The sequence below is a fragment of the Kocuria soli genome (genome assembly GCF_003797835.1).
GTDB classification, from domain to species: Bacteria; Actinomycetota; Actinomycetes; order Actinomycetales; family Micrococcaceae; genus Kocuria; species Kocuria soli.
Genome location: NZ_RKMF01000019.1, coordinates 1 through 26,495, shown reverse-complemented (window position 1 = coordinate 26,495; position 26,495 = coordinate 1). Strand labels below are relative to the sequence as shown.

Below are 26,495 nucleotides of genomic sequence, written 5' to 3'. Positions count from 1 at the left end.
GCAACCGGCCAGGAACCAGCTGGGCAACCGGCCGGGCAGTCTCAGGCCGGCCCGAGCGCGCCGTCCGAGAAGCGCAGGTAACACGCCGCGCACAGCGATTCGTAGTTCACCTCGCCGTCGATCGCCACCTGGTCACCGGCGAACACGAACCGGCCATCCACCTTGCGGGCGTTGAACATGGCCTTGCGGCCGCACCGGCAGATCGTCTTGAGCTCCTCCAAGGAGTGCGCCAGTTCGAGCAGGCGCGCGGACCCGGGGAAGGAGCGGGTCCGGAAGTCCGTGCGGATCCCGTAGGCCAGTACGGGAACACCGTCCAGGACGGCGATGCGCAGGAGGTCTTCCACCTGGGCGGGGGAGAGGAACTGGGCCTCGTCCACCAGCAGGCAGGACACGGGTGGCAGGGTCACCGTGTCCATGAGGGCTTCGGGCTCGGCACCGGCGGCCAGCTGCTGGAACCGGGAACGGACGTCGTCCTCGGGAGAGACCAGCAGGTCCACCTGGCGGGAGATCCCCAAGCGTGAGACCACGTGGGCGTCGCCCTTGGTGTCCACCTGGGCCTTGGCCAGCAGGACACGCTGCCCGCGTTCCTCGTAGTTGAACGCAGCCTGTAACAACGCGGTGGATTTTCCGGAGTTCATGGCTCCGTGGCGGAAGTACAGTTTCGCCACCCGTCAGTGCTCCTCGAGATCGGTGATGAGATACGCGTAACCCTGCTCGGCCAGGAATCGCTGGCGCTTGGCGGCGAACACCGTGTCCACCGTGTCCCGGGCGACCACCGTGTAGAACGTCGCCTGCTGCCCACCCGGGGCGGGCCGCAGCAGTCGTCCCAGGCGTTGGGCCTCCTCCTGCCGGGACCCGAAGGTCCCGGAGACCTGGATCGCGACGGTGGCGGAGGGCAGGTCGACGGAGAAGTTCGCCACCTTGGAGACCACCAGCACGGGCAGTTCACCGGCCCGGAACCGGTCGTAGAGTTCCTGCCGTTGTCTGGCCGGGGTCTTGCCGGTCAGCACGGGGGCGTCCAGGAGCTCGCCGAGTTCTTCGAGCTGTTCCACGAACTGACCGATCACCAGGGCCTGCTCGCCCGGGTGGCGTTCCAGCAGTTTCTGGACCACGGCGTTCTTCTGCGGCGAGGAAGCCGCCAGCCGGTAGCGGTCCTTGTCCTCGGCCGTGGCGTACACCAGGCGGTCCGACTCCGGAAGGTCCACGCGAACCTCCACGCATTCGGCCGGGGCGATCCAGCCCTGGGCCTCCATGTCCTTCCAGGACGCTTCGAAGCGCTTGGGGCCGATCAGGGAGAAGACCTCGCCCTCGCGTCCGTCCTCCCGCACCAGGGTGGCGGTGAGCCCGAGGCGACGACGCGCCTGGATGTCCGCGGTCCGCCGGAAGACGGGGGCGGGCAGGAGGTGGACCTCGTCGTAGACGATCAGTCCCCAGTCCTGGCCGTCGAGCAGTTCGAGGTGCGGCCAGAACTCGCCACGTCGTGTGGCCAGCATCTGATACGTCGCAATGGTCACCGGGCGGATCTCCTTGGACCGGGACGTGTACTCACCGACCTCGTCGCTGGTCAAGCTCGTGCGGGCAATCAGTTCGTCACGCCATTGTCGCGCGGCCACCGCCGAGGTGCACAGGATGAGAGCGGTGGTCGAGGACGCGGCCAACACCGAGGCCCCCACCACTGTCTTCCCGGCCCCGCAGGGCAGGACCACGGTGCCCGCGCCGGTGGCCCAGAAGGCGTCGACGGCGGCGGCCTGGTAGGGCCGCAGGCCCCAGGGCTGCCCGCTCCTGGCATCGGTCTCCGTGAGCGTGATCGGGTACGGCGTCCCGTCCACGTACCCGGCCCGATCCTGCGCGGGCCACCCGAGCTTGAGCAACTGCTGCTTCAGCTCACCGCGGGCGCTCGCGTGCACCACGGTGGTCCGGGGATCGATGCGCGGGCCCAACAGCGGCTGGATCCGTTTGGCCCGGGAGATCTCCTCGTAGACGGGGAAGTCGTCACAGCGCAGCACCAGACCGTGGACGGGGTCCTTCTCGAGCACCAGGCGGCCCCACCGTCCCATGGTCTCGTCGATGTCGATCAGCAGGGAGTGGGGCACGGGGTAGCGCGAGTACTCGAGCAGGGTGTCGACGACGGCTTCCGCGTCCACACCGGCGGCCCGCGCGTTCCAGAGTCCCAGCGGGGTCAACCGGTAGGTGTGGACGTGCTCGGGGGCGCGTTCGAGTTCGGCAAAGACCGCCAGTTCCCGCCGGGCCTCCTCGGCCTGGTCGTGATCGACCTCCAGCAACACGGTGCGGTCGGACTGGACCACCAAGGGGCCGTCAGGCACGGGGTTTCTCCTTCGGGGTCGCGTCCTCGGGGGCAGCCGTCGTCCCACCCCGGGCAAGGGCCCGCGCGTCAGCGGCCAGACGGTCGGCCACGGTCACCACATGGTCGCGGTCCACGGCCGGTTCGGCGGGTGGCGGACCCGGGAACAGCGCGCGCAGTTGGGCCGGTGAGGCGCCGCGCGGCAGGGACAGGTTACTCGGTGCCGCGTCCTCCCCCGGGTGGGCCAGGGTGGGGGCGATGCCGACCTGCTCGGTGGCTTTCAGCACGGCCACGTCCACGGGATTGCGGCGCAGGGAGGCCCGGGGCGCCTTGCGATCCGGTTCGGCCGAGCGCAGGACCAGGACCTCGGAGCTCACGCGTTCCACCTCGAAACCGTCCAAGGCGGCGGAGGAGGCGATGGCCTCCACCAGGTCCGGGCGGCCCGTGACCACGCGCTCCGCGTTCAGGATCCGGACGTTGCCGTGGGTTCGGACTGCCTCGTCCACCAGATGTGTCAGGGCGGCCGGCACCGGCCCTTCGCTGCGCGTTGCCACCAGGTCCCGCAAGGATTCGGCGTCGTGACCGCGCTCCAGGGCGCGGCGCAAGGACGCGACGCTGAACCGGAACGTCGCCGCGGCCCCCTTGCCCTCGGGGTCGGCGACGAGCCGCAGGTCGGCGGCCGCGCCCGGTGACAGGGGTCCGTGAGCCACGGCGGTGTGGTCGCTCTGCAGGACCACGGTTTCGACGGCGGGCGGGAGGCGCTGCGCCACGGTGTCCGTGACCGCCTCGGGGCCGTCCCGCAACAGCAGGTCGACCAGGTCCGTTGCAGCGCCCGCCCCGGTCAGCCCCAGGTCCGCGCATTCCGCCAGAATCCCGTGGCCGTGGCGGCTCAGCTGTCCGCTCAGTCGGGGGCGGAACCAGGCCCAGGCGCGTTCACTTGACGCGGCGTCTGCGGCCAGGCCGGAATCCTGGGCCAGGGCGAGCAGGACCGTCCGTCGCAGGGCGGGGGCGTCCTTGACCCACCAGCCGTCCGTCAACGGGGTGATGACGGACCCGTCGGCCCGTTGGGTGCGGGTCGCGGACGGAACGACGCCAGAGGTCACCCAGGCCGCCAGGACCAGCCCGTGGGCGGTGGCGGTGTCCAGGTCCTCGAAGGACGGTGCGCTGGGACGCCACGTGTCGTCGTGTTCGTCCTGTTCGATCAACCCGGCCAGGTGGGCAAAGCCGAGCAGACGGTCCGCGCGGGGCACGTCGACGTCGAGTGCGGTGGCCAGGCGCCGTCGCTCCCGGATGCCGAGGCCTCCGGCGCGCAGGGTCTCCGCGGGGCGCTCGCGTAGCTCGTGCCGCAGGTCCGTGAGGTCGCGGACGAGTTCGGCGACGGCGGCCGAGGCGGCGTTGTCGCGGATCCGCGGGTTCACCCGGTGACCCGTCGGGGCAGGTGGTTGGGTGCTGTGCCCGGACCACGGGTCGTCGTCGTTGAGGGCCAACCCCACCTCGCGGGGTGCCTCCACGTGGTGCGTGCCGACCGGGACCAGCAGCCGCCGGGCCAGCAACCAGTCCACGGGGTGGTTCTCCGGATCATCGGGCACGGGGCGCCGGTCGGCGTTGCGGAGCGTACCGAGGGGGCGCGACCGGAAGTTCGAGAGGACCTCCGCGGGTCGCGGTGGGAGCGAAACGAGGAGGCTCCGGTCGATCTCCGGGGGCTCCGAGCCCGTGTCCGGCCCGAGAGGCTCGGCGAGGGGGCGGCCGACGCCACCCGGGTAGCGGCCCAGGGCCTCGGCGACACCGGGGGACAGCGCCCAGCGCGGGGTGTTCCCTCGCGGATCCTCCGGGACTGGCGTGCCCCTATGTATCAACCCGTGTATCAGCCCGACGGCGTGCAGAGCGCGTGTGTGGACGTCGTCGTCGATCGTGTGTTCGCCGCGAACCACTGCGCGCTCCAGAACGTCCAACTGGGCGCGGTCGACCTGATTGAGGGCCGATTGCAGGGAGGGTCGGGCGGACAGGGCCGCGGCGAGTTCGGCGACGGAGGTCGGTGTCGCGTCGGCGACGTCCGGGCGCAGTTCCAGGAGCGCTCGCAACTGGGCGGGTGTGCGCAGCGCGAGGTCCGTGACGAAGGACGACGGCAAACCGTCAGGCCCGGCGCCGCTGGGCCAGGGTGAGCACGAGTGAGAGGAGCAGGCACACGACCGAACCCGGGAACGCGAAGTAGGCGTAGCGCGTGAACCACGGCCAGACCTCTTCGCCGCCGGTGACCCATTTGAGGACCAGCATGATCAGGATGGCCGCGCAGGAGGTCACTGCCAGGAACACTGCGGCCCACCCGAACACGTTCAGCCCGGACCCGCCGGCGTTCATGGGGTCTCCTGAGGAGCCCTGGTGGTCGAGGGGCGGTGTGGCAGGCATGCGCCCCAGGATACAGCCGGAGAGAGCGCTGCGCCCGCGGCGTAACGCGGAACAAACGGGGTAAGATAGGGAGTTCTGTTTAAGATCGGTGAAGACTCCTCCGGCAACTGCCCCGGTGGGTCCTTCACCACCTGATCCACGATCAACTCCTGAGAACTGAGGTCGAAGAAAGTGCCCACTGGCAAGGTCAAGTGGTTCGACGCCGACAAGGGATTCGGCTTCCTGGCCAGCGACGACGGCGGCGAGGTCTTCCTGCACGCCAGCGCGCTGCCCGCCGGAATGGAATCGGTGAGCCCGGGCACCCGCATGGAGTTCGGCGTGGCGGACGGTCGCCGCGGCCCGTCCGCGCTGTCGGCCACGGTTCTGGAGCGCACACCGTCGGTGGCCAAGAACACCCGGATGCCCGCCCAGCGCATGGCCGTGATCAACGAGGACCTCATCAAGCTCCTGGACGACATCTCCGGCGGACTGCAGCGGGGCAAGTACCCGGACCGTGCCCACGGCAAGAAGATCGCCACGATCCTGCGGACCGTCGCCGACAACCTGGACGTCTGAGGGGAAACCCATGTCTGAGACCACATCGACCGACGCCGCCCAGGGTGAGACGCCCGAAGCGGCGCCCGCGCGTCGTCGCAAACCGTCCGTCGACCAGAAACTGGCGGACGCCAAGGACTTCGCGCTGGCGGCCCTGACGCAACTCGTCCCGGAGGCCGAGATCGGCGAGGGCCACAGGGTCCAGGCCGACGACGAGCGACTGGTGACCCACTACTTCCCGTCACTGCGCCGCGGGTACAAGGACTGGGAGTGGTACGTGACCATCGCCCGGGCGCCGCGCCAGACGGAGCCAACCGTGTGCGAAACCGGTTTGCTCCCCGCCGAAGGTGCACTGTTGGCCCCCGAATGGGTGCCCTGGTCCGAGCGACTGCGCGACGACGAGAAGGACGACGCCGCGGACATCGATCCCGACGCTGATCCGGAGGTCGATCCGGACTCCGACGAGTCAGGTGCGGCCGATGACGAGGCGAAGCCGGCCGAGGTGCCGGCGGAGGACGACGCGTCCGACGATCCGACGGACTAGGTGAGCGCCGCGACGCCGTCGGGAACGCCGTCCGGAACCTTCCGGTCCTTCCGCCACCCGAACTACCGCCGCTGGTACGCGGGTGCGGTGGTGTCCAACGTGGGCACCTGGATGCAGCGCACCGCGCAGTCCTGGCTGGTCTTCGCCGAACTCACCGATCACGACACCCGCGTGATGGGCGTGGTCATGGCGTTGCAGTTCGCTCCCCAGCTGCTGTTGGCCCCCTACGCGGGGGTGCTGGTGGACAGGGCCGATCGACGGCGTCTGCTGGTCCTGACGCAGACGGTCATGGCAACCCTGGCCCTGGTCCTGGGTGTGCTGATCGTGACCGGCCTGGTGACGTTGCCCCTGGTCATGGCGTTCGCTCTTGCGTTGGGGATCACGACGACGTTCGACGCCCCCGCGCGGCAGACGTTCGTGAGCCAACTGGTCGAGGACAAGGACCTGTCCAACGCCGTCGCCCTGAACTCGACCTCCTTCAACCTGGCCCGCCTGGTCGGACCGGCCGTGGCAGGTGTCCTGGTGGCGGCCGTGGGGTCCGGGTGGGTGTTTCTGCTCAACAGCCTGAGCTTCGCGGCGATGCTGGCCGCCTTGTGGTCGCTGGACCGCAACCTGCTCCGGGCCAGTCCAAGAGCTTCCAGGGGGCGCGGACAAATCCGCGAGGGTTTCGCCTACGTCCTCAGCCGCCCGGACCTGACCGCGGTGTTGCTCACGGTCTTCCTCCTGGGCACGTTCGGACTGAACTTCGCGGTGTACCTTGCCGCGATGGCCGGCACCGAGTTCGGCAGGGGGCCGGACACGTTCGGCCTGCTCAACTCGGTTCTGGCGGCCGGCACCCTGGCCGGCGCCCTCCTGTCCGCGCACCGGCCCAGAGCGCGGCTGCGCATGATCTTCCTGGGCTCGGCCGGATTCGCCGTCTGCACGTTCATGGCGGCCATGGCCCCCACCCTGTGGATCTTCGCCGCCTGGCTGGTCCCCACGGGTCTGAGCGCACTGACCGTGAGCACGACCGCCAACGCCTACGTGCAGACCACCACGGACGCGGCAGTGCGGGGCCGCGTCATGAGCCTCTACATGGCGATCTTCATGGGCGGCACACCCCTCGGGGCGCCGCTGGTCGGGTGGATCACCTCCGAGTTCGGGCCGCGGTGGGGCCTGGGTTCAGCTGTGTTCGCGGGCCTGGCCGGTGTGACCGTCGGGGCGATCCTGTGGTGGCGGTGGGCCCGTCACCTCACAGCTGATCGACGATCAGGTCGATACAGGACAGCAGTGCCGAGACGTCCTCGGGATCCACGGCGGTGAAGGTCGCGATCCGCAGCTGGTTGCGGCCGAGCTTGCGGTACGGCTCGACGTCGACCACGCCGTGGGCACGGAGGGTTTTGCTGATCGCGGTGGCGTCCACGGCGTCGTCGAAGTCCACGGTCGTGACCACGGTGGACCGGTCCCCCGCGGCGGTGACGAACGGGCGGGCGAACTCGCTGGCCTCCGCCCACGCGTAGACCCGGTCGGAGGAGTCCTTGGTTCGGGCGGCCGCCCAGGCCATGCCGCCCTGTTCGTTGAGCCACCGCACCTGGTCGTCGAGCATGACCAGCCCGGCCAGACCGGGGGTGTTGTAGGTCTGGTTCTTGCGGGAGTTCTCGAGGGCGGTGTTGAGCGAGAGCACGTCCGGAACCCAGCGACCGGAGGCCGCGATCGCCTCGATGCGTTCGATGGCGGCGGGGGAGAAGGCGCCGAACCACAGCCCGCCGTCGGAGGCGAAGTTCTTCTGCGGGGAGAAGTAGTAGACGTCGGTCTGCTGCAGGTCCACCGCGGTGCCGCCCGCCGCGGAGGTCGCGTCGACGACGACCAGGGCGCCGTCGGACCCGGGGGTTGCCCGCTCCACGCCGTCGGGACGACGCACGGGGGCCATCACGCCCGTGGAGGTCTCGTTCTGCGGCCAGGCGTACACGTCCACGCCCTCTTCCTCGACCACCTCGGTACGGGTTCCGGGTTCGGAAGTTCGGATGCTCGAGGGCTGCAGGAACGGCGCGTTGTCGGTCACGGCGGCGAACTTCGCCCCGAATTCACCGAACGCGGCGTGCTGCGCTTTCTCGCGGACCAGGCTGAAGGCCGCGCTGTCCCAGAACGTCGACGCCCCACCCAGACCGAGCAGGATTTCGTACCCGTCGGGCAGCTCCAGGAAGTCACCCAGGCCCTCACGGATGCGACCCACCATGTCCTTGACGGGCGCCTGGCGGTGGGAGGTCCCCAGCAGCGAACGCCCCGCGCGGGCCAGGGCCCCGACCTGCTCCTCCCGGACCTTCGACGGGCCGGAACCGAACCGTCCGTCGGCGGGCAACATGTGATCGGGGATCGAGATGGGACGCGACAAGGGTGGCCTCCATGGGATGGGTCTGGGCAACGTTCACGGTCCGGTCGGCAGCCTGTGAAGCGCTTCGTAAGCCATTCTGCCCCACGCTCCTCGGCCCCTCGGCTTCTTGATCCCAGCGCTCCGCAGCACCCGGGCCCGGGGAGCCGTGGCCGGGAGAGTCGATCGGCCGTTCGGGGACGACATGTGGCGGATTCGTGCAACGACTAGACTCTTGTTTGACATCCGGCCGGGGTCCTCCCGCAACCGGAAGCGTCGCGGCCACGGTGCGTCGCCCCCGGTGACAGGCACTGCGTCGCGTTCGCCCCCGACCCTTCAGGACCCGCAGGAGTTATTCGTGACTGATCTGATCGACACAACGGAGATGTACCTGCGCACCGTCCTGGAGCTGGAGGAGGAGGGCATCCCGCCCATGCGCGCTCGCATCGTCGAGCGCCTCGACCACTCCGGCCCCACGGTCTCGCAGACGGTTTCCCGGATGGAGCGCGACGGGCTGCTCACCGTGCTGCCCGACCGCCGGATCGCATTGACGGACGACGGCAGGGAAACCGCGATCAAGGTCATGCGCAAACACCGGTTGGCGGAGCGGCTCCTGGCGGACGTCATCGGACTGGAGCTCTCGGAGGTTCACGACGAAGCGTGCCGGTGGGAGCACGTCATGAGCGAAGAGGTGGAGAAACGCCTGCTGGTCCTGCTGGACGGACCCCAGGCTTCTCCCTACGGCATGCCCATTCCCGGGCTGGACGGACTGACGGCCCCCGACGAATCGAGCGCCGTCCACGCGATCCTGGCCACCCCGACCGGGGCACTCGCGGATTTCCCGCGGCTGTTCGATCTGGTCTCCTCCGGGTCCACGGGCCCGTTCGCGTTGACCGGTGTGCCGGAGGTGGTGCAGGCCGACGGCGTCACCGTTCCCGCGCTCGCCGAGGCCGGAGTCCTAGCGGGAGCCGCCTTCACCGCGGAACTCGACGACGACGGATGGGTGGTCCTGCGCCGCGTCTCCGAGGACGACGCACCGGGTGAGGCGATCCGCGTGGGTGCCAAGGTGGCGCAGGCGCTGTGTGTTTCCGTAGTGGCTCCACAGGATGGGGCCAGCGGGAACTGACACCCAGAGCTGGATGGGTCACCGTGGATTGATCGGCTGCCCGTGAACAGTTGAGGTCCGCGGCCTCCTACGACCGATTGGTGCCGACGACGGCGCGCGTAGCGTGCGACCTGTCACCCCGGGATCTGCACGGAACGGCGTGGCCCATTCGATCGCTGCCACACCGGAGGAACCGACATGCCGTCCGCGACCCGCCCATCAGTTCGTTGCCGTCCCACCCACGTTTCCACCCACGTCGCCACCCACGTCGCCGCCGGTCTGTCCCGAGGGCGGCTGAGCGCCGCGGGGCTTGCCACGGTCAGCCCGTTCGCCTCGCAGGTGACGACCGTCCAGAACCCCGGCCCCGCACACCGCCGCGCCTGGATGCTGGGCGGTGCCGCGGGGTTGGGTGCCATCGGCGCCGCCGCACTGGGGGCGGCACCGGCCAACGCGGCGCCCGTCGAGTTCCCGGACTGGGTCACGGTCACCGGCACGGTGCCCGACGATGCCGGCCTGGACCTGGCTGCGGCGGAGGTCAACAACTGGACCTTCTCCTGGTCCACCGACGCCAACGGTGTGGTCACGTTCGTGTACGCCGACGGCACCACCAGCAACTCCGCCAACCCTCCCGCGGCCACTGCGGCATCCCCGGGATCGGATGTGACCACGCAGTCCGAACCCACCGCGTTGTGGAGCACCGACGCCGGCGGAGATCCCGCCGTGGCGACCTCGGACCCCGGGATGAACGATCTGGCTGCCGCCGTCTCCGCGCCTTTCGGCGGTGATCCTGCGGCAACCACCGGTGGTCCGGTGGCGCAACCGGAAGGACAGGAACCGGCAGCCTCCGCCGGTGACCAGGCCATTCTGGACACCGCCTACCAGGGCCTAGGCGGGGCGTACATCTGGGGCGGAACGGACTTCATGGCCTGGGACTGCTCGGGTTACGTGCAGTGGGTGTACGCGCAGCACGGCATCGAGATCCCGCGGGTCACCTGGGACCAGTTCGCGGCGGGAACACCCACCACCACGCCCCGACCCGGGGACCTGGTCTCCCAGAACGGTGGGTCCCACGTGGGGATCTACCTGGGCGGCGACCAGATGATTTCCGCCCTGAACCCGGAACAGGGCACCATCGTCCACTCGGTCCACGCCATGCCGCTGGACGGCTACTACACCTACCGGTGAGCGCAGCGGACGGGTGCTGAGAACTCACCCGCGGGCTCGATAGTGTGGAGCCATGGCAGCCAATGACCGACGAACCTCCCAAGCACCGCGCGACTACAGCGCGTCCTCCCGTACCGGAGCGGATCAGGAGTACACGTACCTTGCCGTGGGCATGGTCGCGGGCGCGATCCCGGGGATCGTCATCGGGCTGCTCCTGGCCATCCCCCTCGGCCACGCCGCCATGTGGGTTTCCGTCGCCGGTGGTGTCGGGATCCTGCTGGGTTTGGTGATTGCGGCCGTGGTGTACCGACGCAGGCAGCGCCACGCAGTGACCGGGGATCAGTCCTCCGGTTCGTTCTCCAACCGGTAGGGACCTTCCGGCCCGGTGTACGCGGGCCAGAACCGTCGGTCACGCCGTCGAAGCACCGGGACCACCTGGCGGCGTACCAACGGTGCCAACGTGGCCTCCGCCTGTTCGACGGACTCGGGGGAGAGGTCCAGGTAGCGCAGCTCCTCGATCTCGGCCAGGCCGGGCGGGAGCGTGTCCGCGGCCGGTGCGACCTCGGAATCCACCAGAAAGACCGTGGTGTCGATCCACGTGGCGGCCTCGTTCGCGGCGGGTGAGGAGAACCGACCGATCTCCGTGAGGCTGTCGTGGGTCAACTCCAGTCCGATTTCCTCGTGGGTCTCGCGGAGCGCTGCCCCAGGGGCGGATTCCTCATCCTCGCGCTTGCCGCCGACCAGCATGAACATGTTGGTGTCCCGTTTGCGCACGGTCAGCAACTGGCCGTCGTTGACGAAGCACACCCCCACGATCGAGAGGACCTTGCACCAGTCGGGAACCTGGATGCGGGCCAGCGACCCGAGCCGCAGTTCGTCGATCTCCACGGACAGGTTCTCCTGCGCCTGTCGACCCCACAGTGTGCGGGCGCGATCGGACGTGTAGAGGTTCTGCGGGTCCATGCGGTCCAGGATCATGAGCCGGGCGTGCACGAAATCGAACTCGGGGATCCCCGAATACTCCTCCCGGACCCGTCGGACGTAGTCCGCGTACCCCGCCGGATCGGAACCCAGCACCGCCAGGTCCGCATCGCTGATCAACGCCCCGTTGTGGTCCTCGGCGACGGGGTTGTGATGCGCCGTCACCCGGACCAGACGGGCGACTTCGCGCGTGAGCTCTTCGGAGAACCCGGCCTGGGGCATCACCTGCTCCGCGAGCTGTGCGGAGGCCTCCTCGTCAGCGCCGGCCTGGCCTTCGTACACGACGTCGTGGAACCACGCGGCCAGGACAACCTCGAGCGGAGGTGTGGCGTCGTCGTCGGTCAACTCGTCAAGGGCGCGCAGGACGGCCAACAGGTGTGTCCGGTCGTGGTAGTGCCGGTGGTCCTCGCCCCACGCCTCCAGCAACTGCTCCCGCAACTGTTCGCGGCGTTGCCTGCTCTGTTCATCGGCCTCGGGCACCTGCCCGACGGCGCTGTCCCACCGCTGCCGCAGCGCGGTCAGAACCTTGTTGTTGCGTTGGGCCGCCGTGACCCGTAGACCGGAAGCCACGAGAACCCGCACGAGTTCCTTTCCGTCCACCTCGACGGCCCCGGCGGCCACGGCGTCGTCGTAACGCTCGCGCGGGACGTCGTAGTGGTCGCGGTCGAAGGCCCGGGGTGAGAGGCCGATGCGGGCAGCTGCCTCGTGCAATTCGTCGAGCGAGGTGTCGGACACCAGGTGGGAGAACTCGGTTCCGTGAGCGGGCCAGCGAGGAGGGTCGATGTAGACGGGCATGGGAGCCAATCTAGTGCCCGGCACCCCGACCGTGACTTGGGCGCGGTCAAGTCCCCGCGGTGCCGCCGTTATGATGGTTGGCGTTGCCCTCGTAGCTCAGGGGATAGAGCACGGCTCTCCTAAAGCCGGTGTCGTTGGTTCGAATCCAATCGAGGGCACTCTCCGCCGACCGCGGGCGCTCCGGTGCCCGCGGTTGCTTCGTTCACACGGTCACAACCCGAAGGCCGCGGCGTAACGCACCTGGCCCGGAGGCAGGGATTCGGCCGGGTTCAGCCCCGTCACCATGACCGCCTCGTCCGGGGCGTCACATGGCACGGTGATGCCGTCCACTGAGGCGCGGTGGAAACCGAACCGCGGGTAGTACTCGGGATGCCCCACCACCACGACGGCGTTCCCCCTGGCTGCGCGTGCCGCCTCAAGAGCCGCCCGGACCAGTGCCGAACCCGCCCCTCGGCGTTGCTCGGCCTGGGCCACCGCCACGGGTGCCAACGCCAGGGCGGGGACCTCGCCGATGTGGCAGCGCGTGAGCAGGACGTGGCCGAGCACGGTTTCCGAGGGGTGGCCGTCGGAACCGCCCGGGGATTCTGGCTCTGCCACGGCCACGAGCGAGAAGTCGGGAATCCAGGCGGGATCCTCGCGCAACGCATCCACCAGGTCCGCTTCGTCAGGGGTGGGGAAGGCGTCCGTCACCACGGACCGGACCTGGGGCACGTCGGTCGGGGACTCGGGCCTGATGATCCACATGGCAACTCCTGTAACGACAAGTTCTCGGGCGCGACCACCGCACCCGGGGCCGTCCATACACCGGATGGATCTGCCCCAGCCGTTGATTGTGACGGCGACGGGGCCGCTTCGCTTGCCATGGGGTGCAAGCCATTGTTAGATGCAACACATGGGAGACCCTGCGAGTTCACGCACGGGCCCGATCGGTTCCGATCGGGCCGTTCGGCGTGAACACGGTCTGCCCGTGGCTGTCGAGTTGAGCCGACGCCGGTTGTTGGGCGGTTCTCTCGCCCTGGGGTCACTGGGTGTGCTCTCGGCCTGCTCGGCTCCCACCGCATTCGAGGTGGACGCCGACGCCCCGCCGGTACAGGGCGGAACGCTGCGCGTCGGGCTCTCGGGTGGCTCCAGCGCGGACTCGATCGACGCCCACATCACCGTGAATTCAGGGGATTCGGCGCGCGCCATCAACCTCTACGAACCCCTGGTGGAGCGCGACGACGAGTACAAGATCGCCTACCGGCTGGCCGAGAGCATGGAGCCCAACGACGACGGATCGGTCTGGACCCTCTACCTGCGGGAAAACCTCAAGTTCTCCGACGGCAGCGATCTCACGGCGGACGACGTCGTCTTCACGTTCGAACGCGTCACGGACCCCGAGGATCCCAAGACCAACGCCTCCAACCTGGCCACGTTCGACCGCGCCGTCGCGGTGGACGACCGGACGGTGGAAGTTCATCTCACCTCACCCAACGCGGTGCTGGACGATGCTCTGGCCCAGTACTCCATGGGCGTCGTCCCGCGCGATTACGACCCCGAGAACCCCGTGGGGGCGGGGCCGTTCAAGCTCAAGTCGTTCACCGCGGGGGTCTCGACCGTGCTGGAGCGCAATCCGCACTACTGGGACACCGCACCCCACTTGGACCAGGTCGAGCTGCTGAACTTCAACGACACCGACGCCCTGATCAACGCGTTGCTCTCCAGCCAGGTGGACTGCGTGGGACAGATCCCCGTGGCCCTGGTGGAAGTGCTCGAATCCGACGAACGCATGGCGGTCCTGAACTCGGCGACCGGCATGTGGCTGCCGTTCACCATGCGCGTGGACGTCAAGCCGTTCGACGACGTCCGGGTGCGGAGGGCGTTCCGGTTGGCCGTGGACCGCGAACAGATGATCGACCAGGTGCTCTCCGGCCACGGTCGCCCCGGCAACGACATGTTCTCGCCCTACGACCCCTCCTACCCGCGTGACTTCCCGCAGCGCGACCAGGACGTGGCCGAGGCCAAACGCCTGCTCTCCGAGGCTGGTTACCCGGACGGGCTGACCGTGGAGCTGGTCACCGCACCCATCCAGTCGGGCGTGGTTGAGGCCGCCCAGGTCTTCGCCCAACAGGCCAAGGACGTGGGCATCACCGTGGAGATCCGACGCGTGGACACCACCACGTTCTTCGGGGACCAGTACCTGCAGTGGGACTTCGCGCAGAGCTTCTGGTACACGCGCAACTTCCTGCCCCAGGCCCGCAACTGCGCCACCGCCGAGGCCCCGTTCAACGAGACCGCCTGGACGGACCAGGAGTTCACGGACCTGCTGGACACCGCCCAGGCCGAACTGGACGAGACCCGCCGCAACGACCTGATCCGAAAGGCACAGCAACGCCTCTACGACGACGGCGGGTACATCATCTGGGGCTTCGCCAACCAGGTGGACGCCTACCAGCGCTACGTGCTGGGCCTCCGGGAGAACTCCACGGGGCTGCCGTTGTCCGGGTACACGTTCCGCCGAGTCTGGTTGGGGGAGGTGTCCTGATGGTCAAACTCATCCTGAAGCGCCTGCTGGTCAGCGTGTTCATCCTGCTGGCAGTCTCCGTCGTCGTCTTTGCCGCGACCCTGCTGCTCCCCGGGGATCCCGCCCGCGCGATCCTGGGGCAGCAGGCCACGGAGGAACGCCTGGCCGCGCTGCGTACCGAGATGCACCTGGACCGTTCCCCCGTGGAGCGGTATCTCCTGTGGCTGGGCGGCTTGTTCGTCGGCAATTTCGGGACGTCGACGACGACCGGCGGACCCGTGGCGGGCCTGCTGTCCGAGCGCATCGGAGCCTCGCTCATCCTGATGCTGTGCGCGGCGGCCATCGCGGTGCCGGTGGGTGTGGCCATCGGCATCTACTCGGCCCTGCACCGGGGCACGCGCCGGGACCAAGCCGTCACCTGGAGCACACTCACCCTGGCGGCCCTGCCGGAATTCGTGATCGGCATCGTTCTGGTCACGCTCTTTGCCACCTCTGTGTTCCGGGTGCTCCCGGCAGTCACCATGAGCCCACCCGGCCAGCAGGTGTGGGAGATCCCCAGCCAGCTCATTCTTCCGACCCTGACGTTGGCCCTGGTCGTGATCCCGTACATCATCCGCATGATGCGCGCCACGATGGCCGAGGTCATGGACTCGGGCTTCGTGGAAATGGCGCGCCTCAAGGGCGTACCCGAACGTCAGGTCATCCTGCGGCACGCCTTCCCGCACGCGATCGGCCCGGTGGCCCAGGTCATCGCCATCCAGCTCGCCTGGCTGGCCGGAGGGGTGGTCGTGGTCGAGTACCTGTTCCGTTATCCCGGCCTGGGACAGGCCTTGATCGACGCCGTGGCCTTCCGTGACGTCCAGGTGGTCCAGGCTGTGTCGATCATCATCGCGGCCGTGTACGTCCTGGTGAACCTGGTGGCCGACGTGGTCGGGATCCTGGCCAACCCCAAACTTCGGAGCGCCTCATGAGCACGCCCGATCTGGACCCCGAAGTCGTCGCGACGCCGGAACCCGGCGCCGTCGAGACACCGCCCAAGGAATCCGCCACCCGTTCCCGCCCGCTGCCCGCCAGGGTCTGGGCGCAGACGCAAGGCAAGGTGGGCGTTGTCCTGACCGCCGCCGTCGTGCTGGTGGCGCTCGCGGGACCGCTGCTGGCGCCCTGGCTCACCGGGTACTCGCCCACGGAGTTCGCCGATCGGCCCTTCCAGTCCACCGGTGTCTTCGGCACGGACAACCTGGGCCGCTCCGTGGGCGCCCGTTTCCTGGCCGGTGGACTCCTGTTACTGGCCTACTCCGTGCTGGCCACGGCCCTCGGACTCGTCGTTGGCTGCACGATCGGGATGATCGGCGGTTATGCGGGAGGCCGGACCGACTCCGTGATCATGCGCCTCAACGACATCGTTCTCGCCTTCCCGCAACTGGTGCTGGCGTTGTTGGCCATCGTGGTTCTGGGTCCCCACGGGTGGGTCCTGGTCACCGTCATCGGCCTCACCCACGCACCGCGCATCGCCCGGGTCGCACGGGCCGCCACCCTCGGGGTGGTGAGCGAGGACTACATCCGGGCGGCGGAAATGTACGCGGTCCCGCGCACCCGGATCCTGGCGCGGGAGGTGCTGCCGAACATCACGGGTCCGCTCAGCGTCGAAGCGGGGCTGCGGTTGACCTACTCGATCGGTGCCATCGCGTCCCTGTCCTTCCTGGGGCTGGGGATGCAACCACCGGCCGCGGACTGGGGCCTGATGATCAACGAGAACCGGATCGCCCTGAGCGTCCAGCCGTGGGGTGTGATCCTCCCGGTCCTGGCCATCGCCGTCCTGACGATCGGCACCAACCTGCTGGCCGACGCCGTCGCCCGGGCCACGGAGTCGACCACGGTGGAGGCCTCGTGAGTGGCGTGACTGCGGAACGGGGGTGGCGTCCTCAGCGGGACGCGGCGTTGAGCATGCGCGGCTTGCGAGTCGCGGCACGCGGTGGAGCCGAGATCCTCCACGGCGTGGACCTCACGCTGACCCGCGGCGAGATCCTGGGACTGGTGGGGGAGTCGGGGTCCGGCAAGACGACGGCGGGGCTGGCCTGCTTGGGACACTTCCGTTCCGGGCTGGCACACACGGCGGGCAGTGTGCGTCTGGAACCCCGCCCTGCGTCGTCGGAAGCGGACGACGGCGGGGAGGGCCTGGAACTGATGGGGCTGCCGACCGACCGTCTCCGGAGGTTACGGGGCAGCTGTGTCGCCTACATCCCGCAGGATCCCGCGTTGAGCCTCAACCCCGTGTTGCGGGTCGGCGAGCAGATCCGCGAGGTGCTCGACACCCACGGGTACGGGGAATCGACCGGCGACCGTGACGCGCGGGTTGAGGAGGTGCTCGCCGACGTCGGGCTGCCCTCCACAGCCGAATACCGCCGGAAGTGGCCCCACCAACTCTCCGGGGGACAGCAGCAGCGCATCGGGATCGCCATGGCGTTCGCGATGTTCCCGGACGTTCTGATCCTGGACGAACCCACCACCGGGTTGGACGTGTCGACCCAGTCCCACGTCCTGGACACGATTCGGTCCATGACCCGCCAGCACGACGTGGCGAGCCTGTACATCACTCACGACCTGGCCGTGGTGGCGGAACTGGCCGACCGGATCGCCGTGATGCTGCGGGGCGAGCTGGTCGAGGAAGGCACGGTGCAGCAGGTGCTGCAGGCACCCGAGCATCCCTACACGCGGAGATTGCTCGATGCCGTTCCGGATCTGGCGGGCCGGAAGGTGCTGACCGCCACGGGTCAGCTGCCGGCCGCCCGGCCGTCCGGCTCGGATGCTGACGGCGGTAAAGCCACGGGGGGCGCGACGGCGCCGTCGGAAACCGGACCTCGAGAACCCGAACCCGGACGCGAGGCCCCGCTGTTGGAGGTCAAGCACCTGCGGAAGTCCTACGGGCGTACGCCGGTGTTGCAAGACGTCGGGTTCTCCCTGCGGACCGGTGAGTCGACCATGGTCCTGGGCGAATCGGGCTCCGGGAAGACCACGCTGTCACGCTGCGTGGCCGGGCTGATCGAGGACTACGAAGGCAGCATCGCCCTGAACGGCAAGGAGCTCGCTGCCTCCACCCGCAAGCGCAGCAACGACGAACGGCAGGAGATCCAGTACATCTTCCAGTCGCCGTTCTCCTCGCTGAATCCACGACGCTCGATCGGTCAGTCCCTGTCCGTACCACTGGAGATGAGCGGAAAACTCCCCGCCCGCGAGCGTCGCGGGGTGGTCGAGGACGCTCTGGACTCCGTGCGCCTGGGCCGCAGCTTCCACGATCGCCGTCCCGGAGACCTCTCGGGCGGCGAACGCCAGCGCGCCGCGATCGCGCGGGCACTGGTCAATGCACCGAGCGTGCTGATCTGTGACGAGATCACCTCCGCGTTGGACGTGTCCGTTCAGGCGTCGATCATCGACCTTTTGAACCGGCTGCGCTCGGAACGCGGGCTGGCGCTGCTGTTCGTGACTCACAACATCACGCTGGCCCGGCACGTCGCAGACCGCATCGTGGTGCTCAACCAGGGAGTGATCGTGGACTCCGGGCCCGTCGACGATGTCCTGGAGAACCCCACCCACGACTACACCCGCGAGCTGCTGAGCAACGTCCCCACCCTCTGACTCACACCCTCCCTTTCTCTCTCCGCCGAGTTCGGCGGAGAGAGAAAGGGAGGGGTCAGCGGCGGCGGAAGGTGCGGCGGCGTTCGTCGTTGGCGGCCACGGGGTCGAAGTCCTGGAGCTGTTCACGCACCTTGCGCAACAGCACGGACGCGGTCACGAAGATCAGCACGACCAGCAGCACCCAGCGGGTACTCATGAGAACGGACGACGCCGCGACCCAGCCCGTCCACTCAGGGCCGGCAACCGCCGCGTCCACTGCCACGTTGCCCAAGAGGTAGACGATCAGGAACAGGGCCGTGACGGTCAGGGCACTGATCCGTTCGTACCCGCGTCGGGCGTACACCACGAAGAACAGCGCCCACCCGGCGGCCGTGACCAGCGGCGCGAGCAAACCCGTGCTCCAGTGCACGGAGGCGTACAGCCCAGGTCCGTCCTGACCGAGGGCCTGCGTGAATCCCGCGAACCACTCGGCGTCGTATCCCGTGAACTGCCATTCGGGGAGCCCGTGGCCCTGGGCGGCCACCGCCGCGAACTCGGGGAGGATCAACACGTTGACGTAGAACAACAACAGCACGCCGATGATCATCACCACGGCGATCAGGATGCCCGGGCGGCGCTTTGCCTCCGTGGGTTCCGGCATGGGAAGTTCCGTGTTCCGCCGCGCAGACGGCCGGGCGTTGGGGGCCGACTGCTCCCCTTGCGCGGAGCCGCCACCTGCTTTCTCCCCGTACCGTTTGATCTTCTGCGCGCGCGTCAAACCCATGGGCCCATTATCGGCCACGGCGGCCGCCACCCATCCGTCCACAGCCCCGTGCGCCGAGCGTTGTCGCACGGGGGCACCGAGTAAGCTGGATCACGTCCCGGTGGGGATCACTCCGGCGGGACGACGCGGGCAACGGGGTCCGTGGTCAGAGCGATGGAGGTGCACTGTGGAGTTGTCGATCGGCCTCCCGGAAGGTCTGCTGCTCAAGCTGTCCGGCGGGGAACTCACCCTCTTCGAGAAGGACTGGACCACGGTGCGCCGTCAGATCGACCTCTCCATCCTGGAGGGTGCACCCATCGCGGACATCACGTGGTCGCACAAGCTGTGGGCCGCCGTCGTCGCGGTGCCCGATCGCCATCAACTGTTCCGGTGGGACGCCTACACCAATGCCCTGGTCGAGTTCGCGGGCACGGGTGAGCCCGGGCGACGGGACGGACGCGTGGCGCACGCGAAATTCGCGGCCACGTGCGGAACCATCGAGGACTCCGAGGGCCGGATCTGGCTGGTGGACCGTGATTCCTCGTCCCTGCGCTACCTGGAGTTCGACCTGGACAAGGGCGACGCCGACCCCCACGTGGTCACGGTCATCGGACGGCAGGGTGCCGGTTACGTCGACGGGGAGGCCGGGCAGGCAAAGCTCTCCGCCCCCGAATCCGTTCACATCCTCTACGACGGGTCCGTCGTGGTCGCGGACACCGGCAACAACGCGGTTCGCGTGCTCGACCTGGAAACCCAGGAGCTGCGGACGGTGTTGGGTGGCCCGGAGTTGACGCAGGAGGACACCGACTTCACGGAGGACATCGTGCTGAATCGTCCGTACCTTGTCGAGGTGGCCGACGGCGAACTGTGGGTCACGGACGACAACGGGCGTCACCATGTCGAGGTCGTCTCCGTCTGACGCGTCCGGAGGGCGTCCCGTGCGGCCCGGTCGTGCCGGGCGCAGCGTGTCTGCGGGCCCACCTAAACTGAGTGGATCATGGATTTCCTCTCGGACAACCCCCTGCTCTCCGCGGCCGCAGCAACCCCACGGACGGGGGAATCGGCGCGCGAAATCGCATCCGCTGATCCGGCCGCTCTGCTCGAAGGGTTGAACGCGCCCCAGCGGCAGGCGGTTGAACACGCGGGTTCCCCGCTGCTCATCGTCGCGGGGGCCGGTTCCGGCAAGACCCGGGTGCTCACTCACCGCATCGCCCACCTGCTGGCCACGGGCCGGGCACGGCCCGGGGAGATCCTGGCGATCACCTTCACCAACAAGGCTGCGGCCGAGATGCGGGAACGCGTGGTCGAACTGGTGGGTACAACCGCCCGCGCCATGACGATCTCCACGTTCCACTCCTTCTGCGTCCGGGTTTTGCGCAGGGAGGCCACGTCCGTCGGACTGAAATCCACGTTCTCGATCTACGACTCCGCCGACTCCTTGCGCGTCATCACGGCCGTGGCCAAGCAGAACGAACTCGACCCCAAGCGCTTTGCCCCCAAGGCGATTCAGCACGCCATCTCAGGGCTCAAGAATGAATTGGTCGACGACGAGACCTACCTGTCCCGGGCCTCCGCCAACGACCCCTGGGAGCAGGCCGTGGCCCAGGTGTACCGCGGGTACACGCAGCGCCTGCGTGCCGCCAACGCCCTGGACTTCGATGACCTCATCGCCCAGACGGTGCACATGCTGCGGGCCTTCCCCGCGATCGCCGAGTATTACCGACGCCGCTACCGCCACGTCTTGATCGACGAGTACCAGGACACCAACCACGCCCAGTACGCCCTGGTACGCGAAATCGTCGGTGACGGCCAGGACGCGTCGGTCCCACGGGGCGAACTCACCGTGGTGGGGGACTCGGACCAGTCCATCTACGCGTTCCGTGGTGCGGACATCCGCAACATCGTGGACTTCGAGCAGGACTACCCGAACGCCAGGACCGTGCTGCTCGAACAGAACTACCGTTCGACCCAGACCATCCTCTCGGCGGCCAACGCCGTGATCGCCAAGAACACCGGGCGGCAGCCCAAGCGGCTGTGGACCTCCACGGGCGACGGTGCGAACATCGTGGGCTACGCCGCCGAGTCCGCGCACGAGGAAGCCCGCTGGATCGTCGAAGAGATCGACCGGTTGCAGGACGAACACGGGGTCCGGCCCGGGGACGTCGCGGTCTTCTACCGAACCAACGCGCAGTCCCGTTCGCTCGAGGAAATCCTGATGCGGGTGGGGCTCCCGTACCGCGTGGTCGGGGGAACCCGGTTCTACGAACGCAAGGAGATCAAGGACGCGTTGGCGTACCTGCGCACCCTGATCAACCCGGACGACGAAGTCACGGTGCGCCGGATCATCAACGAACCCAAGAGGGGGATCGGCGACCGCGCGCAAGGTGCCGTCAGCGCCCTGGCCGAGCGTGACGCCTTGAGTTTCATGGCTGCGCTGCGCAGGGCCGAGGAGGCCCCCGGAATGGCCACCCGCTCCGTGAACGCCGTCAAGGCTTTCGTCCAGTTGATCGACGACCTGGCGACCGTCGCGGAGGGCAACGGGCCCGCCGCCGTCCTGGAAGCGGTCCTGGAACAGTCCGGCTACCTGGAAGCCCTGCGCACCTCCGAGGACCCCCAGGACGAATCCCGGGTGGAGAACCTGGCGGAACTGGTCGCCGTCGTGCGGGAGTACGAGCGGGAGAACCCCGACGCCGGGCTGCCCGAGTTCCTGGAACACGTGGCCCTGGTGGCCGATGCGGACCAGATTCCTGATCGCAGCGAGGACCCGGAGAACGTCGGCATGGTCACGCTCATGACCCTGCACACGGCCAAGGGCCTGGAGTTCCCGGTGGTCTTCCTGACCGGGATGGAGCACGGGATCTTCCCGCACCAGCGGTCGATGACGGACGAGAAGGAGATGCAGGAGGAACGCCGTCTGGCCTACGTGGGCATCACCCGCGCCCGCGAGCGGCTCTACCTGACCCGCGCGGAGAACCGGCAGCAGTGGGGGCAGTCCCAGTACAACCCGCCGAGCCCGTTCCTCGAGGAGATCCCCGCGGGACTCATCACGTGGGAACGAGAAGGTTCTGCTGCGCCGTCGGGCTGGGGGTCGGCCACCTACGGAGCCGGTGCCTACGGCGGCTCCGGCGTGTACGGCGGTGGGGCGCGCCGTGGCGGCGACGCCGGTTCGTGGTGGGGTGCAGGAGCCGGGTCCTCGGGCGGTTTCCGACGCATGGGGGCGGGCCAGCCCGCTCGTGCCGGGCGGGTGGACCAGCAGAAGGAGGTCCTCTCGCTCACCGTGGGCGAGCAAGTGGACCACAAGAGCTTCGGCCGGGGAACGGTCGTTCAGCTCGAGGGCTCGGGCGACAAGGCGATCGCCAAGGTCCGCTTCGGCGCCGAGGAGAAGCGGCTGCTGGTCCGTTCGGCCCCGCTGTCCAAGGTCAAGGAATGAGCCGCCCGTAGACCGCGCGCATTCCGGCGGACCTCGCGCGGACTGAACCGGGCGCCATCAGCGATCCGCCGCAAGACTCACAGGAAGATCAGCACAAGGGCGGTGGCCGGCGCGGTCCAGCGCAGTCGACGGCCCGTCAACAGATGAACCGCTCCCAGCAGGGTGCACGAGATCAACGTGGTCACGAATGCTGCAGGTCCGCCCGTGAGCGCCTGCAGCAAACCACCCATGAGCCCGACGACGATCCCACCCACCGGCACGACGGTGGCCCAGCACGAGGTCACAACCGACTCGGTCAGCGCCTGGACGGTGGCCAGAGTCAGCGCCGCCAGAATCGAAAAGCCACAGTGGTAGGCCAGCCAACCGACGGCGGCCATGACTCCGGCCATCCCGTAGGTCGAGTACAGCCCCTGCCACAGCTGCACGGGCTGGAGGGTCCACTGCCCGATCAACATCGGGGGCAGGATCACGGCACACAGGACCGCTGACACCCCGAACCACAGGGCTGCGGTCAGGTGCCGGTGGTCCTCGTCCAGGGAAGGCAGAGACTCCGTGTCCTGGAAGACGCCGCGGGAGGTGCTGCTACGCCGCAGGAACAGGAAGATCCTGCGTGACCCGATGACCCAGAGGGCCCCCATTCCGAGCCACGCGAGGGTCTGTGGCCACAGCGTCATCAACCGCCCCGGTGGGCGCACCAGATCCGGGATTCCGGCCAGCGCCAGCTGAAGGGCGCCCAGGACGGCGCACACAGCGAGGGCCGCGAGCAGCGAGGACCGAGAGGGCCCGGGACGGTGCTCCGCGAACGCACCGTCCCGCTCCCCGGAGGGAGTCCCGGACGCACGCCGGGGCCCGTGACCCGGGCCGGGATGGTTGCGATCGCTGAAACCTGCCATGGGGTCAGTCAATCAAGTTTCCGAGGCTCGTGGTGATCAGCGAGCTGCTCACAGCGCTCCCGGTGGGGCGACGACGACGCTCTGTCTCCCCGCAGCGGGTCAGGCGCACACCGCGGCAGGTCGCGGTGGGACGGGGGAGGACCGCATCCCCGCGAGCGACTTCTCTGCGTCCGGGGAGTCGAGACATTGAGTCCAGTGTCACGTCGGCGCGCCCAGTCCGTTAACCTTGCATCCGAGAGGAGTGCGTCCGCCGTGCCCAACGAGTACGACGGCGTACCGCGGTGCGGGTGACCGCCCCGCGGTCGGCTCTTCCGGAACGCGGTCGTCGACGTTCACACACGGCGGCCAACGACACTTCGACGAAGAAGGACTCTCACCCGTGGACCTGTTCGAATACCAGGCACGCGACCTCTTTGAGAAGCACGGCGTCCCCGTGCTCCAGGGTTACGTGGCCACCACTGCAGAAGAAGCAAAGGCAGCCGCAGAGAAGATCGGCGGGGTCACCGTCGTCAAGGCACAGGTGAAGGTGGGCGGCCGCGGTAAGGCCGGCGGCGTGAAGGTCGCCAAGACCGCTGACGAGGCCTACGAGTACGCCCAGCAGATCTTGGGCATGGACATCAAGGGCCACACGGTCCACCGCGTGATGATCGCCCAGGGCGCTGACATCGCCGAGGAGTACTACTTCTCCGTGCTCCTGGACCGCGCCAACCGCTCCTACCTGGCCATGTGCTCGGTCGAAGGCGGCATGGAGATCGAGCAGCTGGCCGTCGAGCGCCCCGAGGCGCTGGCCCGCGTGGAGGTCGATCCCATCGCCGGGATCACCGAGGAGAAGGCGCGCGAGATCGTCGCCCAGGCCAACTTCGACGCCGAAACGGGCGAGAAGGTCGTACCCGTGCTGGTCAAGCTCGGCGAGGTCTACGACAAGGAAGACGCCACCCTGGTGGAGGTCAACCCGCTGGTCAAGACCGGCGACGGCCAGATCCTGGCCCTGGACGGCAAGGTCTCCCTGGACGAGAACGCCGACTTCCGTCAGCCCGAGCACGCCGACCTGGTCGACAAGGCCGCGGAGAACCCGCTCGAGGCCAAGGCCAAGGAGAAGGACCTCAACTACGTCAAGCTCGACGGCCAGGTGGGCATCATCGGCAACGGTGCCGGTCTGGTCATGTCCACCCTGGACGTCGTCGCCTACGCCGGTGAGGCGCACGGCGGCGTGAAGCCCGCGAACTTCCTGGACATCGGGGGCGGCGCCTCCGCCGAGGTCATGGCCGACGGCCTGGACGTCATCCTGGGGGACGAGGACGTCAAGTCCGTGTTCGTCAACGTGTTCGGTGGCATCACCGCATGTGACGCCGTGGCCAACGGCATCGTGAAGGCCCTGGAGATCCTGGGTGACTCCGCCACCAAGCCGCTGGTCGTGCGCCTGGACGGCAACAACGTGGAGGAAGGCCGACGCATCCTGGCAGAGGCCAACCACCCGCTGGTCACCTCCGTGGACACCATGGACGGTGGCGCGGACAAGGCCGCCGAACTGGCCGCAGCAGCCAACTGATCCCGCCGCAGCTTAGAGACGAAGCAGAGGAAACACTCATGTCCATTTTCTTGAACAAGGACTCCAAGGTCATCGTTCAGGGCATCACCGGCGGCGAGGGAACCAAGCACACCGCCCGGATGCTCGCAGCAGGTACCCAGGTGCTCGGCGGCGTCAACGCCCGCAAGGCCGGCACCACCGTGGCGCACAAGGACAAGGACGGCAACGACGTCGAACTGCCCGTGTTCGGTTCGGTCTCCGAGGCCGTTCAGCAGACCGGCGCCAACGCGTCGATCGTGTTCGTTCCGCCGAAGTTCTGCAAGGACGCGGTGATCGAGGCCATCGATGCAGAGGTCCCGCTGGTCGTCGTGATCACCGAGGGCATCCCAGTGCAGGACTCCGCCGAGTTCTGGGCCTACTCCAAGTCCAAGACCGGTGCGGACGGCAAGCCCAAGACCCGCATCATCGGCCCGAACTGCCCCGGCATCATCTCCCCGGAGGAGTCCCTGCTGGGCATCACCCCCGCCAACATCACGGGCAAGGGCAAGCTGGGCCTGGTGTCCAAGTCCGGCACCCTGACCTACCAGATGATGTTCGAGCTGCGTGATCTGGGCTTCACCACGGCCATTGGCATCGGCGGTGACCCGGTCATCGGCACCACCCACATCGACGCCCTGGAGGCCTTCGAGGCGGACCCCGAGACCGAGGGCATCGTCATGATCGGCGAGATCGGTGGCGACGCCGAGGAGCGGGCCGCTGACTACATCAAGGCCAACGTGACCAAGCCGGTCGTCGGCTACGTGGCCGGCTTCACCGCCCCGGAGGGCAAGACCATGGGCCACGCCGGCGCCATCGTCTCCGGCTCCTCCGGAACCGCCCAGGCCAAGAAGGAGGCCCTCGAGGCCGCCGGTGTGAAGGTCGGCAAGACCCCCACCGAAACCGCTGACCTCATGCGAGAACTCATGGCACAGCGCTGATCTTCAGCCCACTCGGGTGTCGCTCGGCGCGCTACCGACGACGACGGCCCGTGCATCCCTCGATGGGGTGCGCGGGCCGTCGTCGTTCATGGTTTGAGCGGGGTTGCCGACTTGACCAGGGTGAAGTGAAGGGGAGGGCTGACGGTCGCGGGAACGGATGCTCAAGATGCACCCAGCGCGGGGAGAGATGCGCCTCCAGAATTGGAAGAGATCCCGCGACCGTCAACAGACGCTGTACGTCTCAGCAGGGGCAACCGTGGGCTGTCCGGTTGGGTACGTCACGGGGCTCGAAACGCAGCACCCCCCAGTGCTCGCGAAACGGCGTGATCCGTGGCGTCCCCTGCTGCCGTGTGACTCGTGAGCCACAGGGTCCATGGTATCGACTCTCTGGCGGCCGGGTGAACGACAGCCCTCAGGAATTCACGGGTGACCTGCTGTTACGCACGGTGTGTTTGATGTCACGTCAACAACACGCGATTCTAGGTGTACCTGGCCATGACGTTGGTAGCAGCGGGTCGGGTTGAACGAGGGAGAACCTCCGAGTGGGATGTGGCTTGTCTAAGGCCCACTCCACCCCGGAGGTTCTCATGTCCCACGGTAGTGCCCGCCTG

At 68.5% G+C, this 26,495-nt stretch carries 23 protein-coding genes and 1 tRNA gene; 15 read left to right on the top strand and 9 right to left on the bottom strand.

Annotated features, from left to right (window positions below):
- Positions 1 to 41: 41 nt before the first annotated feature.
- From EDL96_RS12615 to EDL96_RS12600, 4 genes are read right to left on the bottom strand one after another with little or no spacing between them, the layout of a single operon-like run.
- Positions 42 to 668, bottom strand: a complete 627-nt coding sequence (locus EDL96_RS12615; RefSeq protein ID WP_123826597.1) for a thymidine kinase — start codon at positions 666 to 668, stop codon at positions 42 to 44.
- Between the two features lie 3 nt (positions 669 to 671).
- Positions 672 to 2,324 (bottom strand): DNA repair helicase XPB, encoded by a 1,653-nt coding sequence (locus tag EDL96_RS12610; RefSeq protein WP_123826596.1) that lies wholly within the window; start codon positions 2,322 to 2,324, stop codon positions 672 to 674.
- Positions 2,317 to 4,431, bottom strand: coding sequence for a helicase-associated domain-containing protein (locus EDL96_RS12605; protein ID WP_123826595.1), 2,115 nt, complete (start codon positions 4,429 to 4,431; stop codon positions 2,317 to 2,319). The genes EDL96_RS12610 and EDL96_RS12605 overlap by 8 nt, the downstream gene beginning before the upstream one ends.
- Before the next feature lie 4 nt (positions 4,432 to 4,435).
- On the bottom strand, positions 4,436 to 4,708 hold the full coding sequence (locus EDL96_RS12600; protein WP_123826594.1) for a hypothetical protein: 273 nt from the start codon (positions 4,706 to 4,708) through the stop codon (positions 4,436 to 4,438).
- A gap of 171 nt (positions 4,709 to 4,879) precedes the next feature.
- Between EDL96_RS12600 and EDL96_RS12595 the strand changes: the two genes are divergently transcribed.
- The 3 genes from EDL96_RS12595 to EDL96_RS12585 are packed head-to-tail and all read left to right on the top strand — an operon-like array spanning position 4,880 to position 7,088.
- Complete coding sequence (locus EDL96_RS12595) at positions 4,880 to 5,263, top strand: cold-shock protein (RefSeq protein ID WP_123826593.1); 384 nt, start codon at positions 4,880 to 4,882, stop codon at positions 5,261 to 5,263.
- Between the two features lie 10 nt (positions 5,264 to 5,273).
- A complete protein-coding gene (locus tag EDL96_RS12590) occupies positions 5,274 to 5,786 on the top strand; it encodes a DUF3027 domain-containing protein (protein ID WP_123826592.1) in 513 nt (170 codons plus the stop codon).
- Positions 5,787 to 7,088, top strand: a complete 1,302-nt coding sequence (locus tag EDL96_RS12585; protein WP_123826591.1) for an MFS transporter — start codon at positions 5,787 to 5,789, stop codon at positions 7,086 to 7,088. It begins immediately after the preceding gene.
- Here EDL96_RS12585 and serC read toward each other — a convergent pair.
- On the bottom strand, positions 7,018 to 8,127 hold the full coding sequence (serC, locus tag EDL96_RS12580; protein WP_233568893.1) for a phosphoserine transaminase: 1,110 nt from the start codon (positions 8,125 to 8,127) through the stop codon (positions 7,018 to 7,020). The two genes, EDL96_RS12585 and serC, sit on opposite strands and share 71 nt — an antisense overlap.
- 364 nt (positions 8,128 to 8,491) lie before the next feature.
- Here serC and EDL96_RS12575 point away from each other — a divergent pair, with 364 nt between their 5' ends.
- From EDL96_RS12575 to EDL96_RS12565, 3 genes are all read left to right on the top strand, one after another.
- The gene (locus tag EDL96_RS12575; protein WP_199732616.1) at positions 8,492 to 9,259 is read left to right on the top strand and encodes a metal-dependent transcriptional regulator; all 768 of its coding nucleotides are present in this window, start codon (positions 8,492 to 8,494) and stop codon (positions 9,257 to 9,259) included.
- A 177-nt stretch (positions 9,260 to 9,436) separates the two neighbouring features.
- The gene (locus EDL96_RS13840; RefSeq protein ID WP_233568890.1) at positions 9,437 to 10,423 is read left to right on the top strand and encodes a C40 family peptidase; all 987 of its coding nucleotides are present in this window, start codon (positions 9,437 to 9,439) and stop codon (positions 10,421 to 10,423) included.
- A 52-nt stretch (positions 10,424 to 10,475) separates the two neighbouring features.
- Positions 10,476 to 10,772 carry a hypothetical protein gene (locus tag EDL96_RS12565; RefSeq protein WP_123826589.1) on the top strand — a complete coding sequence of 99 codons (297 nt, stop codon included), beginning with the start codon at positions 10,476 to 10,478 and terminating at the stop codon, positions 10,770 to 10,772.
- On the opposite strand, the gene EDL96_RS13970 is transcribed toward EDL96_RS12565, so the two are convergent.
- Positions 10,742 to 12,178: a DUF4031 domain-containing protein gene (locus EDL96_RS13970; RefSeq protein WP_158609619.1), complete on the bottom strand. Its 1,437-nt coding sequence runs from the start codon at positions 12,176 to 12,178 to the stop codon at positions 10,742 to 10,744. The genes EDL96_RS12565 and EDL96_RS13970 overlap by 31 nt on opposite strands.
- Positions 12,179 to 12,263: 85 nt before the next feature.
- Here EDL96_RS13970 and EDL96_RS12555 point away from each other — a divergent pair.
- Positions 12,264 to 12,336 (top strand) — tRNA-Arg (locus EDL96_RS12555).
- Between the two features lie 52 nt (positions 12,337 to 12,388).
- On the opposite strand, the gene EDL96_RS12550 is transcribed toward EDL96_RS12555, so the two are convergent.
- A complete protein-coding gene (locus EDL96_RS12550) occupies positions 12,389 to 12,922 on the bottom strand; it encodes a GNAT family N-acetyltransferase (protein WP_123826588.1) in 534 nt (177 codons plus the stop codon).
- A gap of 148 nt (positions 12,923 to 13,070) precedes the next feature.
- On the opposite strand from EDL96_RS12550, the gene EDL96_RS12545 reads away from it, so the two are divergent.
- The 4 genes from EDL96_RS12545 to EDL96_RS12530 are packed head-to-tail and all read left to right on the top strand — an operon-like array spanning position 13,071 to position 18,314.
- Positions 13,071 to 14,702 (top strand): ABC transporter substrate-binding protein, encoded by a 1,632-nt coding sequence (locus EDL96_RS12545; protein WP_123826587.1) that lies wholly within the window; start codon positions 13,071 to 13,073, stop codon positions 14,700 to 14,702.
- Positions 14,702 to 15,652 (top strand): ABC transporter permease, encoded by a 951-nt coding sequence (locus tag EDL96_RS12540; protein WP_123826586.1) that lies wholly within the window; start codon positions 14,702 to 14,704, stop codon positions 15,650 to 15,652. The genes EDL96_RS12545 and EDL96_RS12540 overlap by 1 nt, the downstream gene beginning before the upstream one ends.
- The gene (locus EDL96_RS12535; protein WP_123826585.1) at positions 15,649 to 16,572 is read left to right on the top strand and encodes an ABC transporter permease; all 924 of its coding nucleotides are present in this window, start codon (positions 15,649 to 15,651) and stop codon (positions 16,570 to 16,572) included. Before EDL96_RS12540 ends, EDL96_RS12535 begins: the two co-directional genes overlap by 4 nt.
- Positions 16,569 to 18,314, top strand: coding sequence for an ABC transporter ATP-binding protein (locus EDL96_RS12530; RefSeq protein ID WP_233568889.1), 1,746 nt, complete (start codon positions 16,569 to 16,571; stop codon positions 18,312 to 18,314). The genes EDL96_RS12535 and EDL96_RS12530 overlap by 4 nt, the downstream gene beginning before the upstream one ends.
- 55 nt (positions 18,315 to 18,369) lie before the next feature.
- Here the strand turns inward: EDL96_RS12530 and EDL96_RS12525 are convergent, their stop codons facing one another.
- Positions 18,370 to 19,077 carry a hypothetical protein gene (locus EDL96_RS12525; protein WP_123826584.1) on the bottom strand — a complete coding sequence of 236 codons (708 nt, stop codon included), beginning with the start codon at positions 19,075 to 19,077 and terminating at the stop codon, positions 18,370 to 18,372.
- Positions 19,078 to 19,243: 166 nt separating this feature from the next.
- Here EDL96_RS12525 and EDL96_RS12520 point away from each other — a divergent pair, with 166 nt between their 5' ends.
- Positions 19,244 to 19,975 carry an NHL repeat-containing protein gene (locus EDL96_RS12520; RefSeq protein ID WP_123826583.1) on the top strand — a complete coding sequence of 244 codons (732 nt, stop codon included), beginning with the start codon at positions 19,244 to 19,246 and terminating at the stop codon, positions 19,973 to 19,975.
- Between the two features lie 78 nt (positions 19,976 to 20,053).
- On the top strand, positions 20,054 to 22,486 hold the full coding sequence (pcrA, locus tag EDL96_RS12515; protein ID WP_123826582.1) for a DNA helicase PcrA: 2,433 nt from the start codon (positions 20,054 to 20,056) through the stop codon (positions 22,484 to 22,486).
- Between the two features lie 77 nt (positions 22,487 to 22,563).
- On the opposite strand, the gene EDL96_RS12510 is transcribed toward pcrA, so the two are convergent.
- Positions 22,564 to 23,379, bottom strand: a complete 816-nt coding sequence (locus tag EDL96_RS12510) for a hypothetical protein (protein WP_123826581.1) — start codon at positions 23,377 to 23,379, stop codon at positions 22,564 to 22,566.
- A 379-nt stretch (positions 23,380 to 23,758) separates the two neighbouring features.
- Between EDL96_RS12510 and sucC the strand changes: the two genes are divergently transcribed.
- Both sucC and sucD read left to right on the top strand, forming a co-directional pair.
- The gene (gene sucC / locus EDL96_RS12505; protein ID WP_123826580.1) at positions 23,759 to 24,928 is read left to right on the top strand and encodes an ADP-forming succinate--CoA ligase subunit beta; all 1,170 of its coding nucleotides are present in this window, start codon (positions 23,759 to 23,761) and stop codon (positions 24,926 to 24,928) included.
- Between the two features lie 38 nt (positions 24,929 to 24,966).
- Complete coding sequence (sucD, locus tag EDL96_RS12500) at positions 24,967 to 25,884, top strand: succinate--CoA ligase subunit alpha (RefSeq protein ID WP_123826579.1); 918 nt, start codon at positions 24,967 to 24,969, stop codon at positions 25,882 to 25,884.
- Positions 25,885 to 26,495: the final 611 nt, after the last annotated feature.

Bases quoted from the DNA above. Each gene is read 5' to 3' on its own strand.
- EDL96_RS12600 (WP_123826594.1), bottom strand. From the start codon at position 4,708: ATGCCTGCCACACCGCCCCTCGACCACCAGGGCTCCTCAGGAGACCCC.
- EDL96_RS12590 (WP_123826592.1), top strand. From the start codon at position 5,274: ATGTCTGAGACCACATCGACCGACGCCGCCCAGGGTGAGACGCCCGAA.
- serC (WP_233568893.1), bottom strand. From the start codon at position 8,127: ATGTTGCCCGCCGACGGACGGTTCGGTTCCGGCCCGTCGAAGGTCCGG.
- EDL96_RS13840 (WP_233568890.1), top strand. From the start codon at position 9,437: ATGCCGTCCGCGACCCGCCCATCAGTTCGTTGCCGTCCCACCCACGTT.
- EDL96_RS12565 (WP_123826589.1), top strand. From the start codon at position 10,476: ATGGCAGCCAATGACCGACGAACCTCCCAAGCACCGCGCGACTACAGC.
- EDL96_RS13970 (WP_158609619.1), bottom strand. From the start codon at position 12,178: ATGCCCGTCTACATCGACCCTCCTCGCTGGCCCGCTCACGGAACCGAG.
- EDL96_RS12550 (WP_123826588.1), bottom strand. From the start codon at position 12,922: ATGTGGATCATCAGGCCCGAGTCCCCGACCGACGTGCCCCAGGTCCGG.
- EDL96_RS12545 (WP_123826587.1), top strand. From the start codon at position 13,071: ATGGGAGACCCTGCGAGTTCACGCACGGGCCCGATCGGTTCCGATCGG.
- EDL96_RS12540 (WP_123826586.1), top strand. From the start codon at position 14,702: ATGGTCAAACTCATCCTGAAGCGCCTGCTGGTCAGCGTGTTCATCCTG.
- EDL96_RS12535 (WP_123826585.1), top strand. From the start codon at position 15,649: ATGAGCACGCCCGATCTGGACCCCGAAGTCGTCGCGACGCCGGAACCC.
- EDL96_RS12525 (WP_123826584.1), bottom strand. From the start codon at position 19,077: ATGGGTTTGACGCGCGCGCAGAAGATCAAACGGTACGGGGAGAAAGCA.
- pcrA (WP_123826582.1), top strand. From the start codon at position 20,054: ATGGATTTCCTCTCGGACAACCCCCTGCTCTCCGCGGCCGCAGCAACC.
- EDL96_RS12510 (WP_123826581.1), bottom strand. From the start codon at position 23,379: ATGGCAGGTTTCAGCGATCGCAACCATCCCGGCCCGGGTCACGGGCCC.
- sucD (WP_123826579.1), top strand. From the start codon at position 24,967: ATGTCCATTTTCTTGAACAAGGACTCCAAGGTCATCGTTCAGGGCATC.